14 protein-coding genes are annotated in these 15,342 nt (G+C 59.6%); 6 read left to right on the forward strand and 8 right to left on the reverse strand.

What is annotated here, in order from left to right:
- Window positions 1-3 precede the first annotated feature (3 nt).
- From FFT87_RS14235 to FFT87_RS14270, 8 genes are all read right to left on the reverse strand, one after another.
- Window positions 4-1,476, reverse strand: a complete 1,473-nt coding sequence (locus FFT87_RS14235; protein ID WP_219949329.1) for an MFS transporter — start codon at window positions 1,474-1,476, stop codon at window positions 4-6.
- 106 nt (window positions 1,477-1,582) lie between these two features.
- Window positions 1,583-2,896 (reverse strand): thymidine phosphorylase, encoded by a 1,314-nt coding sequence (locus tag FFT87_RS14240; protein ID WP_219949330.1) that lies wholly within the window; start codon window positions 2,894-2,896, stop codon window positions 1,583-1,585.
- Window positions 2,889-3,305 carry a cytidine deaminase gene (locus FFT87_RS14245; RefSeq protein WP_219949331.1) on the reverse strand — a complete coding sequence of 139 codons (417 nt, stop codon included), beginning with the start codon at window positions 3,303-3,305 and terminating at the stop codon, window positions 2,889-2,891. Before FFT87_RS14245 ends, FFT87_RS14240 begins: the two co-directional genes overlap by 8 nt.
- A gap of 4 nt (window positions 3,306-3,309) precedes the next feature.
- On the reverse strand, window positions 3,310-4,590 hold the full coding sequence (locus FFT87_RS14250; protein ID WP_219949332.1) for an ABC transporter permease: 1,281 nt from the start codon (window positions 4,588-4,590) through the stop codon (window positions 3,310-3,312).
- Window positions 4,590-5,846 carry an ABC transporter permease gene (locus tag FFT87_RS14255; protein WP_219949333.1) on the reverse strand — a complete coding sequence of 419 codons (1,257 nt, stop codon included), beginning with the start codon at window positions 5,844-5,846 and terminating at the stop codon, window positions 4,590-4,592. Before FFT87_RS14255 ends, FFT87_RS14250 begins: the two co-directional genes overlap by 1 nt.
- The gene (locus tag FFT87_RS14260) at window positions 5,843-7,357 is read right to left on the reverse strand and encodes an ABC transporter ATP-binding protein (RefSeq protein WP_219949334.1); all 1,515 of its coding nucleotides are present in this window, start codon (window positions 7,355-7,357) and stop codon (window positions 5,843-5,845) included. Before FFT87_RS14260 ends, FFT87_RS14255 begins: the two co-directional genes overlap by 4 nt.
- 123 nt (window positions 7,358-7,480) lie before the next feature.
- A complete protein-coding gene (locus FFT87_RS14265) occupies window positions 7,481-8,620 on the reverse strand; it encodes a BMP family protein (RefSeq protein ID WP_219949335.1) in 1,140 nt (379 codons plus the stop codon).
- Window positions 8,621-8,708: 88 nt separating this feature from the next.
- A complete protein-coding gene (locus tag FFT87_RS14270) occupies window positions 8,709-9,830 on the reverse strand; it encodes a mannose-1-phosphate guanylyltransferase (RefSeq protein ID WP_219949336.1) in 1,122 nt (373 codons plus the stop codon).
- Between the two features lie 90 nt (window positions 9,831-9,920).
- On the opposite strand from FFT87_RS14270, the gene FFT87_RS14275 reads away from it, so the two are divergent.
- The 6 genes from FFT87_RS14275 to FFT87_RS14300 all read left to right on the forward strand — a co-directional run bounded on the left by FFT87_RS14275 (window position 9,921) and on the right by FFT87_RS14300 (window position 15,251).
- Window positions 9,921-11,051, forward strand: coding sequence for a glycosyltransferase family 1 protein (locus FFT87_RS14275; RefSeq protein WP_219950858.1), 1,131 nt, complete (start codon window positions 9,921-9,923; stop codon window positions 11,049-11,051).
- A gap of 91 nt (window positions 11,052-11,142) precedes the next feature.
- Complete coding sequence (locus FFT87_RS14280; protein WP_219949337.1) at window positions 11,143-11,637, forward strand: MerR family transcriptional regulator; 495 nt, start codon at window positions 11,143-11,145, stop codon at window positions 11,635-11,637.
- A 154-nt stretch (window positions 11,638-11,791) separates the two neighbouring features.
- Window positions 11,792-12,229, forward strand: a complete 438-nt coding sequence (gene sdhC, locus FFT87_RS14285; protein ID WP_219949338.1) for a succinate dehydrogenase, cytochrome b556 subunit — start codon at window positions 11,792-11,794, stop codon at window positions 12,227-12,229.
- 2 nt (window positions 12,230-12,231) lie between these two features.
- Complete coding sequence (locus tag FFT87_RS14290) at window positions 12,232-12,678, forward strand: succinate dehydrogenase hydrophobic membrane anchor subunit (protein WP_219949339.1); 447 nt, start codon at window positions 12,232-12,234, stop codon at window positions 12,676-12,678.
- A complete protein-coding gene (sdhA, locus tag FFT87_RS14295) occupies window positions 12,679-14,493 on the forward strand; it encodes a succinate dehydrogenase flavoprotein subunit (RefSeq protein WP_219949340.1) in 1,815 nt (604 codons plus the stop codon).
- Entirely contained in the window at window positions 14,493-15,251 is a 759-nt protein-coding gene (locus FFT87_RS14300; protein ID WP_219949341.1) for a succinate dehydrogenase iron-sulfur subunit, read from the forward strand. Before sdhA ends, FFT87_RS14300 begins: the two co-directional genes overlap by 1 nt.
- Window positions 15,252-15,342: the final 91 nt, after the last annotated feature.

Consider the following 15,342-nt stretch of genomic DNA (forward strand, 5'->3'; position numbering starts at 1 on the left):
CGCCTACGCGTCAGCGAACGATCGCGCTCGACGCTTGCGCGCGCCCAAGTCAACGACGCCGATGAACATGGCGATCGCGAAGAAAAGGGTCGCAGAAATCATTCCGACACCGTAAGCATGGTGATAGAGATCGACCGTGCTTTCGCTGCTGTTCCGCTCGTTGTAGAGCGTCGAGTAGAACAGCGAAAGCGCGACGGCGGTGCCGATTGCTGTTCCGATCCGCTGGCCAAGTTGTCCAACGGAACCAGCCAGACCACCCTCCGCAGGGGGAATGTCGTGAAGCGTCAGCGTCTGGTTTGGCGAAATGACGAGCCCACCGCCAGTACCTCCAATGAGAAATGCTGCAGCCATGACGAACGGGGTCATCGCCGGCGGCGTGAGTATCGCCGCCGCCATCAGGAGCCCTAGGCCTACTAGCAGGATTGCGAGCCCGACCACAACGAGCGAGCGACCATAGCGCTCAACGAGAAGGCCACCCCGCCACGAGGAGAACGCGCTCGTGAGAGCGAAGCCGATCGTCACCATTCCCGCAAATACGGGAGCAAGCCCGAGACCGATTTGCAAGTACAACGTCGTCAGCAAGAACATCGCCGGCATTGCCGCAAAATACACCGTCGCCAACAGAGTTCCGTTGCGGAACGAGCTGATGCGGAACAGCTTCAGTGGCACAAGTGGCGCTCGACCACTGGCGGCGTAGCGACGCTCCCACGCGATGAACGCCGCCGCTGCAAGCACGAACACCACCAGCAACCACCACCGGTTGGGGTCATCCGTTGGTGCGCCGGTCGTAAAGAGGAACGGCCACATGAGCGCCAACACAGTGACACCGAAAATCGCGATTCCCACGGGATCGAGGTCGAGCCGAGCATAGCCAGTCTTGACTGTCGAGGGAAGGATGCGCCAGGCCAAGATCAAGGCGATGATGCCGAGGGGAACGTTCATCCAGAAGATGTAGCGCCAGCCGTCTTCTGCACCGCCAATCGCAATCATGAGCCCGCCAAGAGTGGGTCCGAACGCCGTGGCGATGCCGATCATCGCGCCAAACAGGCCAAAGGCGCGGCCGCGCTCCGGGCCACGAAACAGCTGTTGAATGAGGCCGATAACCTGCGGCATTTGAATGCCAGCAGCAACGCCCTGAAGGAGCCGAAACAGGAGCAACATGCTCGCATTCGGCGCAAGCGCGCACGCAATGCTCGCGATCGTGAAGAGGGTGAGACCGATAAGAAACAGTGTCTTGCGGGAACGCTGATCCCCGAGCCTACCGGCCGGTACCAGCACGAGACCGAAGGTGAGAACGTAACCAGAGACGATGAGCTGCAGCTGCGTCGAACTCGCGCCAAGAGCATCCTCAATGGACGGCAGCGCTACGTTAACCTTCGACAGATCAAGAATAGTGATCGCCGCAACCACGACACATACCCAGAAGGCGCGCCACTTCGTAGCGTGGTCGATGTCGGTCTCATCCGCTGTCGTCATTGAGTCAACAATACGTTAGCGAATGAGACCATCCATTCAGCTTTAGCTGCCGAACGAGGCCACCATTTCCGCGGAACAGCCTGGCTCGGGGTGAGCCTCTGCGGCGTTAGTCGATCCGCCCAGCGATGAGCGGTCCGCCATCGTGAATCGTCTCCCCCGCATCACCGATGCGGTACGCGCCTTCGAGCGACTCAAGGGCGCGCTCGAAGCGAGCAGGCTCGTCGGCGTGCATCGTGAACAACGGCTCACCCTTGCGAACGGGGTCACCGGGCTTGGCGTGCAGGTCGATACCTGCGGCGTGCTGAACCGGGTCTTGCTTGCGAGCACGACCGGCACCCAGACGCCACGCAGCAACGCCAAACGGCAGAGCTCCTTGCTCGACGAGAACGCCATCGCGCTCGGCCACCACAACGTGGCTTTCCTTGGGCTGCGGCAGGGCAGCATCCGGATCTCCGCCTTGCGCGAAGATCATGCCGCGCCAGGCATCCATCGCTTGACCGTTGTCGAGAGCGGCCTCAACGTCAGCGTCTTCGTGACCAACCTGAGCCAACATCTCACGGGCCAGAGCCACCGTCAGCGCACGCACGTCCGAGGGGCCGCCACCGGCGAGAACCTCAACAGATTCACGAACTTCGTTCGCATTACCGATGGTGAGACCGAGGGGAACATTCATGTTGGTGAGCAGCGCAACAGTCTTGACTCCGGCGTCTTTACCCAAGCGAACCATGGTTTCGGCGAGCTCACGGCTGCGATTGGCATCCTTCATGAAAGCACCAGAACCGAACTTCACATCGAGCACGAGGGCTGACGTTCCTTCGGCGATTTTCTTGCTCATGATCGAGGATGCGATCAACGGGATAGCTTCAACCGTTCCGGTGATGTCGCGAAGGGCATACAACTTCTTGTCTGCCGGTGCGAGGCCAGCTCCGGCAGCGCAAATAACTCCGCCAACGCCGCGCAGTTGCGCATAGAACTCTTCGTTAGAGATCTCGGCACGCCAGCCGGGGATGCTCTCGAGCTTGTCGAGGGTGCCTCCCGTGTGACCGAGGCCGCGGCCGGAAAGCTGCGGAACGGCAACACCGAACGAGGCGACGAGAGGGGCAAGCGGCAAGGTGATTTTGTCGCCGACGCCACCGGTGGAGTGCTTGTCGGTCGTGGGCTTACCCAATCCCTCAAAGCTCAACGTCTCTCCACTGGCGATCATGGCCAGAGTGAGGTCACGGATCTCTTCGCGCTCCATGCCGTTGATGAAGATGGCCATTGTCATGGCAGCCATCTGCTCGTCGCCGACGTAACCGCGAGTGTAGGCATCCACGAGCCAGTTGATCTGGTCGGTGCTCAGTACGCCCTTGTCACGCTTGGTGTGGATGAGGTCGACGGCATCGAATCGTTCGATACCTGGTGCTGCTTCGTTATTCACTGCGGTACTCCTCAAGGGTGCGTGGCCCGAACGCGTCGGGGATCACTTCGTCAATCGTTTTGATGCCAGACACTGTCTCGAGCAGCATGCCTTCAGCAGAGTGCTCGAAGAGCAACTGCCGGCAGCGTCCGCATGGCATGAGCGCGTTGCCTTTTCCATCGACACAGGTGAAGGCGACAAGCTTGCCACCACCCGTCATGTGCAGGGCCGAAACCATCGTGCACTCCGCGCACAAGGTGAGGCCGTAGGAGGCGTTTTCGACGTTCGCTCCCGAAATTACCCGGCCGTCGTCGACAATTGCGGCGACACCGACCGGGAACTTCGAATAGGGAACGTAGGCGTGACTCAGGGCTTCTGTGGCGACGAGCCTCAGCGCATCCCAGTCAATAGATTGCGGCTCAATCGTCATAGCGTTACCCCTTTATATATGGTGTTCCGGATGCTGCTGGCGGTCGAGACTTTCCTACCAGTCCGGCAACGGCAACAATCGTCACGACATACGGAAGCATGAGCATGAGCTCGCTTGGCACCGGAGATCCGACAACGCTCAGAGCATTTTGCAGGTTGCTCGCGAAGCCGAAGAGCAGCGCAGCGAACGTTGCTTTGATCGGGTCCCAGCGGCCGAAGATCACTGCGGCGAGAGCGATGAATCCTGCACCGGCGGTGACGTCTTTGCCGAACTGCCCCGTCTGGCTGAGCGTGATGAACGCACCACCGAGTCCGGCAATGGCGCCAGCGAGAGCCACGTTCCAGAATCGGGTGCGCATCACGTTGATACCAACCGTGTCTGCCGCCTTCGGGTGCTCCCCTACAGCACGGAGGCGAAGCCCCCAGCGGGTGCGGTAGAGCGCGAAGGCAACGACAGCAACAATGATGTACAGCAAATAGACGATGATCGTCTGCTTGAAGAGCACCGGACCGATGATCGGGATGCCGCTGAGCAATGGGATCGACAGCGTCGAGAACCCCGCCGGATTGTTGAGCTGGTCTGGGCTCTCGGTGAGCCACTGCGAGTAGAGGAACCCGGTAAGGCCCGATACCAGCACGTTGATGACGACACCGACGATGATCTGGTTGACGAGGTACTTGATGGCGAAGACCGACAGCAAGAACGAGACGAGCATTCCGGCAACCGCTGCCGCGAAGAGGCCGGCCCACGGTGATGCCGTAATGGTGCCGACTACCGCCGCCACAAAAGCACCAGCGAGCAGCTGAGCCTCAATGGCAATGTTGACGACACCAGATCGCTCGGAGATGACGCCACCCAATGCACCAAACACCAGGGGCACAGCGAGGACGAGGGATCCTGCGAGCAGCTCCGGAACGCGAAGCGTTTCGTCTGCTGCTGCCCAGGTGAGGAATCCGGTGAGCGCAAACAAGGCACCGAGGATGGGAATCCACTTCGGCACCGCACGGTCTTGCGAAATCATGAACGCCGAACCAACAGCGATAAGCGCAGTCAGGATCGTGACGACAACGCCTGTTGCCAGTGCGGGAAGACTCACCACCGGCAACTGGACCAGGTCCGAGCCGGTGGAGAGGTCGAATCCTGTCGGTGCATCCTCGGCAAAGCCGATGAAGAGCACGCCAGAGAACAGCGAGACAATCGCGAACGCGATCGGGAGCTTCCAGCTGCGTCGGTCAATCTTCGACCCCGACTGCCCGATTCCTGAAGAAATCTTGGTGAAAGTCATTAGCCAACCACCTTCTTTGCACGAGCGCCGGGTTGCGGCAGACGGAAGACAGCGCGCACGAGGGGCGGCGCTGCGATGAACAGAACGATCAGTGACTGCACAACCAGAACGATGTCGATGGGAATGCTCTGCGAGGCTTGCATGGTGAAGCCACCAGCTTTAAACGCGCCGAACAGGATTCCTGCAGCAAAGGTGCCCCACGGAGTTGATCGACCGAGGAGTGCAACGGTGATGGCGTCGAAGCCAATTCCCGCGTCAACACCTGCAGTAAATCCACTGGTCGTCGTACCGAGAACTTCGGTGCTGGCGGCGAGACCGGCATAGCCTCCGGCGATCAACATCACGTAGATGTAGAGGCGTTCGACCTTGATACCGGCAACACGTGCTGCATGAGGATTGAGACCAACGGCGCGGAACTTGAAGCCGAGACTCGAGCGGTCAATCAACCACCACGCCAGGACGGTCGCACCGATGACCAGGATGAAGCCCCAGTGCAGCTTGAAGCCGTCACCGAGGATCGGGGGCAAGACCGCCGACTCGGAGGCGGGTGGCGTCTTGGGGTTATTCGAGCCCGGGTTCTTTAGCAGGTCGGTGCGAAGTAGGAAGCTAATCAGGTAGTACGCGACGTAGTTGAGCATGATCGTCACGATCACCTCGTGCGCTCCCGTGCGCGCCTTGAGAAGTCCAGCGATTGCACCCCAGAGGGCACCGCCGATGATTCCCATAATGACGGCGACGATGACGTGGATCACGACGGGAAGATCCCACGCGAAGCTCGCGTAGCCGGCGAACGCTGCGCCGACGATGATCTGTCCGCGGCCACCAATGTTGAACAGGCCAACGCGGAACGCAATCGCTACACCAAGCCCTGCCGCAATCAGCGGAGTCGCGAAGACGAGTGTCTGGGTCAGGGGTTTGATAGCCGACAGAAAGTCGTCGCGACGGAAGTCATAGACCGAGCCTTGGAACAGCGCCAAGTACGCGCCACCGACGGCACTACCAATTGCCGCAAGCAAATCGCCGGGACGGGCGAAGAAGTAGCCAGCAGCATCCTGAACGTCAGGATCGGTAAGCGCAATCAGAACGCCACCGATGAGGATCGCGAGCACGACGGCGAGCACCGAAAGGAGAGCGTTGCCCGAGGCGATCTCGCGGAACGCATTAGTCCAGCGCGCCGTATCGACGTTGTTTTCCGAGTTCTCAGTGCCCTCGGTCAGCGCAGCCTCTTCAGGCTTGTGGGGTGTTGGCTCGCTCATGCTGCCTCCTCCGTAATGCGTTCGCCGGCCATCATGAGGCCGAGCTGTTCGCGCGGAGTATCCGCAGGAACGATTCCAACAATTTGGCCCTTGTACATAACCGCAATACGGTCAGCGAGGGAGACAACTTCATCGAGCTCTGTCGACACGACGATCACAGGAACACCGCGATCACGCACGCCAACGATCTGTTCGTGAACGAACTCGATCGAACCAACGTCGAGTCCACGAGTGGGCTGGGAGACAACCAGCAAGGCCAGTTCGCGGCTCAATTCCCGCGCCAGCACCACCTTCTGCTGGTTACCGCCCGAGAGCTGCGAAACGCTCTCCTGAATGCTCTGCGCCCGAATGTCATACGCCGCAAGTTTTTCGGTCGCGAATTCGTTAAGCGCGTCAGTCTGCAACGTTCCGCGCTTCACGAACGGTTCCCCGTCGCTGCGATCAAGCATTAGGTTCTCGGCAATCGAGAATCCGCCGACGAGGCCGTCGAGGGTGCGGTCTTCAGGAACAAAACCGACGCCTTCGTCAAGGATCTGACGGGCGTTGAGCCCAAGCAGCTCTGTGCCGTTAAGGGTGATCGAACCGGATGATCGCGGCTGCATTCCCAGCAGCGCTTCCGCGAGCTCGGTTTGACCGTTGCCCTGCACACCGGCAATGGCCAGAATTTCGCCGCCCTGGACCGTCACGCTGAGATTCTGCACCGAACGGTGTCCGGTCTCGTCAGCAATCGACAGGTTGTCGATGATGAGGGCGTTCTCTGTGAGCTGAGCCGGGGCTTTATCGATCGTCAGGTCGACGGCGCGACCGACCATGAGAGAAGCCAGTTCTTCTTTGTCGGCGCTGGGATCTGCTTCAGCGACGACCTTTCCGAGACGGATAACGGTAATTCGGTCCGCTACTTCACGGACTTCACGCAACTTGTGCGTGATGAAAACAATGGAAGTGCCCTCGGACTTGAGCTGGCGCATGATGGCCATGAACTCATCAGTCTCGCGAGGGGTGAGCACTGCCGTAGGTTCGTCAAAGACGAGAACCTTTGCCTTGCGCGAGAGCGCCTTGACGATTTCAACTCGTTGTTGAACGCCAACAGGCAAATCTTCGATGAGCGCGTCGGGATCGATGTCGAAGCCGAAGCGAGCGGAAATCTCCCGAACAAGCTTTCGGGCAGCATCCAAATTCAGCACGCCCGGGCCGTAGACCTCTTCGTGGCCAAGTGCGACGTTCTCGGCAACCGTGAACACGGGAATCAACATGAAGTGCTGATGAACCATGCCGATGCCGGAGCGCATTGCGTCGCCGGGACCGGCGAAATGACGAACCTCGTCATCGATGAGGATCTCGCCCTCTTCAGCCTGATAGAGGCCGTAGAGCACATTCATCAACGTTGACTTGCCCGCGCCATTCTCACCAAGGAGGCAATGAATTTCGCCCTCTTCGATCGTGAGATCAATGTGATCATTCGCGATTAGGTCACCGAAGCGCTTGGTTATCCCTCGCAGCTCAAGCTTCACAATCTCTCCTCAGTACTGTGACGGCGTCGTCGCCGTCGTCGGGTTTCACAAGAATAGCCACAGATGACTATTCCAAAACGAAAGGGGCTGACCCGGAGGCCAGCCCCTTTCAGTTCTGACTAACTAGTTGAGGTACGACGTCACGGGGATGTCACCCGAGATGATGCCGTCCTTGACGGTGACGAGTTCAGCCTCGAGGCCTCCGTCTACCTTCGACTCGAAGTCGTGGAACGGTGCGATACCGACTCCACCGTTCTCAAGCGTTCCTACGTAGGGAGTCGTGTCGAGCGTTCCCGAGGAAGTTTCCGTCACAACGTCGTGTACTGCAACGCTGATCTGCTTGAGGATCGAGGTGAGGAACAAGTCCGACGCAGCGGTCTCGGTCTCGGTAAGGTCAGCGTCTACACCGATCATGGCGACGTCCTTGCCGGAGTCGCGGATTGCCTCAACCGCGCTCTGGAAAATCGGTCCACCAACGGGCAGGAGTACGTCTGCACCCTGGTCGATCAGGTTCTGTGCTGCTGCACGCGAGTCGGTTCCTGCGTCGAAGCTACCGATGAATGTTCCATCCTGAGCTGCGACATCCCAACCGCGAACGGTAACTGACTTGCCCTTTTCGGCGTTGTAGTAGTTGACGCCCTGAGCTGCACCATCCATGAAGATCGAAACGGTGGGGAAGTTCATTCCGCCGTAGGTCCCGATAACGCCGGTCTTCGAGTAGCTCGCTGCTGCGTATCCAGCCATGAACGCTGCACTTGCAGTGTTGAAGAGAATCGGCTTGATGTTGTCGGCGTCTGTCGTGCCGTCGAAGTCGTTGTCGGCTGCGTCGTCAACGATTGCGAAGCTGACGTCGGGGTTAGCCTGAGCAAACTCAACGGTAGCGGCGGAAAGGTTGAATCCGACGGTGACGATCAGGTCGCAACCTTCAGCGATAAGGCTTTCGATGTTGGGTGAGTAGTCTGCATCGCTCGTTGATTCGACCGTGCGGTACTCGACACCGAGTTCGTCCGCAGCGCCCACGAGGCCTTCGAAACCGAGCTGGTTGAACGACTTGTCGTCGAACCCGCCCGAGTCGGAAACCATGCAGGGAAGGAAGTCGAGCGTCTCGCCCGAGCCTGCCTCGGTCTCTTCCGGCGCTGCTGAGCAGCCGGCGAGTACGAGTGCGCTCGTTGCAATGAGCGCCATGCCGCTGAGTGTGCGGCCGTGAGTGCTGATTCTCAAGGTGTCCTCCAAAATGCTGTCCGACAGAAATTGTCGAAACATAGTGCACCTACGCTACCGAAGAATTCAGAAAATGCTTGTGCGAATATGAGCGCCGAAGCCGAATGGTTACAAACGCGAAATCAGCGCGTTACAGTACGTCGTTGCGACCGGATATTTTTAGAGCATCCACTACAGATTTGACGCGCTGAGCGTTCGCAGTTGTCGTAACCAGCAAAGCGTCGGGGGTATCGACCACGACAATGTCGTTCACCCCAATTAGGGAAATAAGTCGACCAGTTTGGCTGATGACGACTCCGGTAGATTTATCGGCCAATACTCGAGCGTTTTCGCCCAAAATTGCGAGGTCAGATTTGCGGCCGCCAGAGTGCAACTTGGCAATAGAAGCAAAGTCTCCGACGTCATCCCAATCGAAGTCACCGGGAACAACAACGAGCCGTCCCTCTGCTGCAGCCGGTTCTGCGACCGTGTAGTCAATCGCGATCTTGGCCAGATGCGGCCAGACACGATCGACAACCGCACCGCGGGCGGGGGTATCCCAGACCTCGGCGAGCTCTGTCAGCCCCGCGAGCAGTTCGGGCTCAGCTTTGCCCAATTGTTCAAGCAGTACATCAGCGCGGGAAATAAACATTCCGCCATTCCAGAGGTAGTCACCACTGGCGAGATACTTTTCCGCCGTCTCGAAGTCAGGCTTCTCAACGAACGACTCGACCGAAACGGCGCTCGGTGCACCGTCAATCTCGATTGCACCACCGCAATGAATGTAGCCAAATCCAATAGCGGGTTCTGTGGGCGTGATGCCGATAGCCGCAATGAAACCTGCGTTCGCTACGGCAATCGCTTCGCTCACACTCCGCCTAAAGCCGCGGATGTCCCGAATGACGTGATCGGCAGCAAACGATCCGATCACTACTTCGGGGTCGCGCTTGAGCAGAATTGCGGCGGCGAGCCCGATAGCAGCAGAGGAGTCTTTTGGCTCACTCTCGAGTACGACGTTGGGATCGCTCAGCTCCGGAAGCTGCCTCTCAACGGCGGCCCGATGCGCGCGACCAGTCACGACCATGATGCGATCGGTGCCCGACAGCGGCGCGAGACGGTTCCAAGTGTCCCGAAGCAGCGTTTGCCCCGAGCCCGTAAGGTCGTGCAAAAACTTGGGGGCATCTGCCCGCGATAACGGCCACAGCCGAGACCCGATGCCACCGGCAGGGATCACGCTGTAGAAATTGTCGAACGGCGCCTGTGGTTGGCTCATGCCTCCACCTTAGACTTCAGCGCCCGTTAACTCTCCGGTTGTCCGCACCTCCTAACGTGAGCGGCACGACAACCGATTGAGGTGCTGAATTTGCGGATCGCCATTGTGAGCGAAAGCTTTCTCCCTACTGTCAATGGCGTCACCAACAGCGTGTTGAAGGTGCTTGATTATTTGAGCGCCAACGGCCACGAAGCAATCGTGATCTGTCCCTCTGCCGGCGCCCCCAAGCACTATGCGGGATTCGCCGTTCACGCCGTACCTGCTTTGGCTTACCGCCAATTTCCGGTCGGGTTGCCCAATCCCCAAGTGCACAAACTGCTTTCGGACTTTCGCCCCGACGTGGTTCACGCCGCCGCCCCCTTCCTCTTAGGGGCCCAAGCAATCTCCTCCGCGAACCGGCTCGGCATTGCCACGGTCGCGATCTTTCAAACGGATGTTGCTGGCTACGCTCGCCGCCATCGCTTGGGCCCGGCGACGAAACTGGCGTGGCGAATCGTGCGCTGGATTCACGACGGTGCCGACCTGACGCTCGCACCGTCAAGCACTGCTATGGCCGATCTGCAGGCTATTGGGCTCACCAGGCTCGAACGGTGGGGCCGCGGCGTCGATCTCACGATGTATCACCCAGCGAAGAAGCTGTCTCCCGCTGCTGTCAAACTTCGCAAACGCCTTTCCCCCAACGGCGAGGTCGTCGTTGGCTATGTCGGCCGCATTGCCCCCGAGAAACAAGTGGAGCGCCTGCGGGCACTTCACGGTCTCGACAAGGTGCGCGTTGCCATCGTCGGAGACGGCTCATCTGTGCCTCTTGTTAAGAGGGAGCTTGCCGGCATCCCGGTCACGTGGTTGGGCAAGCTGGGCGGGGAAGATTTGGCTACGGCGTATGCCGCGTTTGATGTTTTCGTGCATACCGGCACCGAGGAGACGTTCGGCCAGACGCTTCAGGAAGCGCACTCTGCGGGTCTTCCCGTTGTCGCTCCCCGCGCTGGCGGGCCGATCGACCTCATCGATCACGGCACTAACGGTTTTCTCTTTGAGGCAGACAACGAGCAGCAGCTGCGCGCGTTTGTCGAGGCTCTGGCGATTGACCCTGGGCTGCGTGCTCGCCTAGGCGAGTCAGGCAGACGTCGAGTTCTCGGCAAGTCTTGGGCTGGGGTGTGCGCGCAGCTTGTTGGCCACTATGAGTCCGCTATTGCCACAGCAGCTACCCCGATTTCCCGCTAAAGGTTGTCCCAGTGGGTGAGGAGGGTCTTGACTTAGAGTGCACTCTAGGGCGAAGCATGGGTGCGCCCCACTTCTTCACGGATCGGATCCTATGACCACCTCAGTTGCTCGCACTGCGCAGGATACGTACTCGTCAGAAGAGACCCGCGAACGTGTCCTCACCATTGGAGAAGTCGCGGCGCAGACTGGCGTCACTGACCACACGCTCCGCTATTACGAGAAGGCCGGAATCCTGATCGTGCCGCGGCTGTCGAACGGGCAACGACGCTACCGCGAGATTGATGTGAGGGCTGTCGAGTTCATCGGACACCTTCGCCGCACCGGAATGCCGATCCGCACGATTCGTGAATACGCCGATCTGGTGCGAAGCTCCGACGACACTTCGGAGCAGCGGATGAGTCTGCTCGAGCAGCATCGTGAGAATGTCGCGCGCGACCTCGCCGAACAGCAACGGCATCTCGCCGGCATTACGCAGAAGATCGAGTGGTACCGCGCATCACTTGCCGAGCGCGGAACTGACGAGGCCAGCGTGCCTGCCGCCATGAACTCGAAAGAATCTAAGCGAATTCATGCGAGGAGCCGTTAACTTTTGCCGAAATCACGAAAACATCCCGGATATCGCGCAATTTAGGGTGGGCTGGGAAGCGGAGGCCCCTGAGCGGGAATAGACTGAGTAGGTCCGCTGTGCGGACAATCATCGGTCGCGGTGGACGCGACCCCACACCGCAAGGAGGGTCCTCGTGCCAGAGAAATCGGCGAGCAACCTAGTGGCGGAGCCGAAGTCTCCGTCTAAGATTCGCGCCCTCAGAAGGCCTGCTGGCACCCTGTACCGGGGCAACGAGGGCATGTGGTCGTGGGTGCTTCACCGTATTACTGGTGTTGCCATCTACTTCTTCCTTCTCGTGCATATTCTCGACACCGCGCTCGTGCGTGTAAGCCCTGAGGCCTACAACGCAGTGATCAGCACCTACAAGACTCCGTTGATGGGTCTTGGCGAGATCGCGTTGGTTGCGGCGATTGCCTTCCACGCCTTCAACGGACTTCGCATCATCCTGATCGACTTCTGGGCATTCGGCGCCCGGCACCAGCGCGTCATGTTCTGGGTCGTTATCGGACTCTGGCTGGTTCTGCTCGCCGGATTCATCCCCCGCCAGCTAATGCACGTCTTCGGAGGTTGAGCATGAGTCTCATCGAAGCCCCCCGCACCCCTACCCGTGGTCGCCGCACTGGCGGAATTAACTGGGAAAAATGGGGATGGATCTACATGCGCGCCTCTGGCGTTGTTCTCATCGTCCTCATCTTCGGTCACCTCTTCGTCAACCTCGTTGCCGGCGAAGGTGTCAAGGCCATCGACTTTGCCTTCGTTGGCGGAAAGCTTTCTGACCCGTTCTGGGCAGTCTGGGACGGCCTGATGTTGTGGCTCGCGCTGATCCACGGTGGCAACGGCATGCGCACGCTCGTCAACGACTACGCAACCAACCCGAAGGTGCGCAACGTTCTCCTGATCGGAATCGCCGCATCCACCGCAATCTTGATTCTCTTGGGAACCCTGGTGATCACCACCTTCGATCCCTGCCCAGCCGGAGCTGACCCAGCTCTTCTCGCCAGCATCTGTGAAGGACGCTAATTGTCTACGATCAACACCGGCGATATCGCCGACGGAACCATCATTGATGGCGTCCACTACCACCAGTTCGACATTGTGATCGTTGGCGCCGGCGGCGCTGGCATGCGTGCCGCAATTGAAGCCGGCCCGCACGCCAAGACTGCCGTGATCTCCAAGCTGTACCCCACGCGTTCGCACACTGGCGCAGCGCAGGGCGGCATGGCTGCGGCTCTCGCCAATGTTGAAGACGACAACTGGGAATGGCACACCTACGACACCGTCAAGGGCGGCGACTACCTCGTCGACCAGGATGCAGCAGAGATCCTCGCCAAAGAGGCCATCGACGCGGTGGTAGACCTCGAGAACATGGGTCTTCCCTTCAACCGTACCGAAGACGGCAAGATCGACCAGCGTCGCTTCGGCGGCCACACTCGCGAGCACGGCAAGGCGCCAGTTCGTCGCGCCTGCTACGCCGCTGACCGCACCGGTCACATGATTCTTCAGACGCTGTACCAAAACTGCGTGCGCCTCGGCATCAACTTCTTCAACGAGTTCTACGTGCTCGACCTCATCATGACCGAGGTCGACGGCGTTGACGAGCCCGCTGGTGTCGTTGCCTACGAGCTCGCGACAGGCGACCTCCACGTGTTCCAGTCGAAGGCCACCATCTTTGCTACCGGTGGATTCGGCAAGATCTTCAAGACGACGTCCAACGCTCACACCCTCACCGGTGACGGCGTGGGAATCATCTGGCGCAAGGGCCTTCCGCTGGAAGACATGGAATTCTTCCAGTTCCACCCCACCGGGTTGGCTGGCCTCGGCATCCTGCTCTCTGAAGCGGCTCGAGGCGAAGGCGCGATTTTGCGTAACGCCGAAGGTGAGCGCTTCATGGAGCGCTACACGCCGACGCTGAAAGACCTCGCGCCGCGTGACATTGTTGCGCGGTCGATGGCCACCGAGATTCGTGAAGGCCGTGGAGCTGGTCCAGACAAGGACTACCTGTTCCTCGACATCACCCACCTCGAACCTGCCGTCATTGACGAGAAGCTGCCAGACATCACCGAGTTTGCTCGCACCTACTTGGGCGTTGAGCCGTACACCGAGCCCGTTCCCGTGCTGCCAACCGCGCACTATGCGATGGGTGGCATTCCCACCAACGTTCAAGCTGAAGTGCTGCGCAATAACACGGATGTCGTCAAGGGCCTCTACGCCGCCGGCGAGTGCGCGTGTGTTTCTGTTCACGGTTCCAACCGCTTGGGCACCAACTCGCTGCTCGACATTAACGTCTTCGGAAAGCGCGCAGGCAAGGCAGCAGTTGAGTACGTGAAGACGGCCGAATTCATTCCCCTACCGGAGAACCCTGCCGGGGGCGTCAAGAACATCCTCGACATGGTTCGTGCTGGCGACGGGACCGAGCGCATTGCTGCAATCCGCAAAGAGCTGCAGGTCTCGATGGACCGCAACGCGCAGATTTTCCGCACTGATGAGAGCCTCGAAGAGGTCACTAACCTCATCCAGAGCCTGCGTGCTCGCTACCGGAACATCCAGCTGCACGACAAGGGCAAGCGGTTCAACACCGACCTGCTCGAAGCCGTAGAGCTTGGCTTCCTGCTCGACCTCGCCGAAGTGCTCGTCTTTTCGGCCCGGTCGCGCAAGGAAAGCCGTGGCGGCCACATGCGTGAGGACTATCCCAACCGTGACGATGAGAATTTCCTCGTGCACACGATGGCCTACCTCACGGGCGACCCAGAATCAGAAGAGGCGGGTGACCACATCCGTCTCGACTGGAAGCCGGTAGTGATCACCAACTACCCGCCGATGGAAAGAAAGTACTAATGAGCACTGCCGTCGCTGACAACAAGCCTGCCGCAGCCGAGGTCATTCCGACCTTCACCGCGACTCTCATCATCCGCCGTTTCGACCCGGAGGTTGACGAAGAGCCGCGCTGGGAAGACTTTGACGTCGAACTGTACGAGACCGACCGCGTTCTCGACGCCCTTCACAAGATCAAATGGGAAGTGGATGGGTCGCTGACCTTCCGTCGCTCCTGCGCACACGGTATTTGTGGTTCGGATGCCATGCGCATCAACGGCCGCAACCGTCTGGCCTGCAAGACCCTGATCAAGGACCTCGACATCTCGAAGCCGATCTACGTTGAAGCCATCAAGGGCCTCCCGTTGGAGAAGGACCTGATCGTCGACATGGAGCCGTTCTTTGACTCCTTCAAAGAGGTCAACCCGTTCCTGATGGCTGCCCCGACCAAGGGCGGCAAGGAACGCAAGCAGAGCCCCGTGGAGCGCGCTCGCTTCGACGACACCACCAAGTGCATCCTGTGCGCTGCGTGCACGTCGAGCTGCCCCGTGTTCTGGACTGACGGACAGTACTTCGGTCCTGCCGCCATCGTCAACGCGCACCGCTTCATTTTCGATTCTCGAGACGAGGGCGCTGGTGTTCGTCTCGACATCCTCAACGATAAAGAGGGTGTGTGGCGCTGCCGCACGACCTTCAACTGCACCGATGCCTGCCCCCGCGGCATCCAAGTCACTCAGGCAATCGCTGAAGTGAAGCAGGCCATCATCAAGGGACACGCGTAACCGCGCATCTCAGCGTTAAACAAGATCGCCCCTGGCGCTACCGAGGTAGTGCCAGGGGCGATTTGTTTGTCAACGTGCGTCACCCACGGCG

The organism is Salinibacterium sp. M195 (genome assembly GCF_019443965.1).
Classification (GTDB): domain Bacteria; phylum Actinomycetota; class Actinomycetes; order Actinomycetales; family Microbacteriaceae; genus Rhodoglobus.

Excerpts from the sequence above, each read along its gene's own strand:
- FFT87_RS14235 (WP_219949329.1), bottom strand. The coding sequence starts at position 1,476 with ATGACGACAGCGGATGAGACCGACATCGACCACGCTACGAAGTGGCGC.
- FFT87_RS14245 (WP_219949331.1), bottom strand. The coding sequence starts at position 3,305 with ATGACGATTGAGCCGCAATCTATTGACTGGGATGCGCTGAGGCTCGTC.
- FFT87_RS14250 (WP_219949332.1), bottom strand. The coding sequence starts at position 4,590 with ATGACTTTCACCAAGATTTCTTCAGGAATCGGGCAGTCGGGGTCGAAG.
- FFT87_RS14255 (WP_219949333.1), bottom strand. The coding sequence starts at position 5,846 with ATGAGCGAGCCAACACCCCACAAGCCTGAAGAGGCTGCGCTGACCGAG.
- FFT87_RS14265 (WP_219949335.1), bottom strand. The coding sequence starts at position 8,620 with ATGTTTCGACAATTTCTGTCGGACAGCATTTTGGAGGACACCTTGAGA.
- FFT87_RS14270 (WP_219949336.1), bottom strand. The coding sequence starts at position 9,830 with ATGAGCCAACCACAGGCGCCGTTCGACAATTTCTACAGCGTGATCCCT.
- FFT87_RS14280 (WP_219949337.1), top strand. The coding sequence starts at position 11,143 with ATGACCACCTCAGTTGCTCGCACTGCGCAGGATACGTACTCGTCAGAA.
- FFT87_RS14290 (WP_219949339.1), top strand. The coding sequence starts at position 12,232 with ATGAGTCTCATCGAAGCCCCCCGCACCCCTACCCGTGGTCGCCGCACT.
- FFT87_RS14300 (WP_219949341.1), top strand. The coding sequence starts at position 14,493 with ATGAGCACTGCCGTCGCTGACAACAAGCCTGCCGCAGCCGAGGTCATT.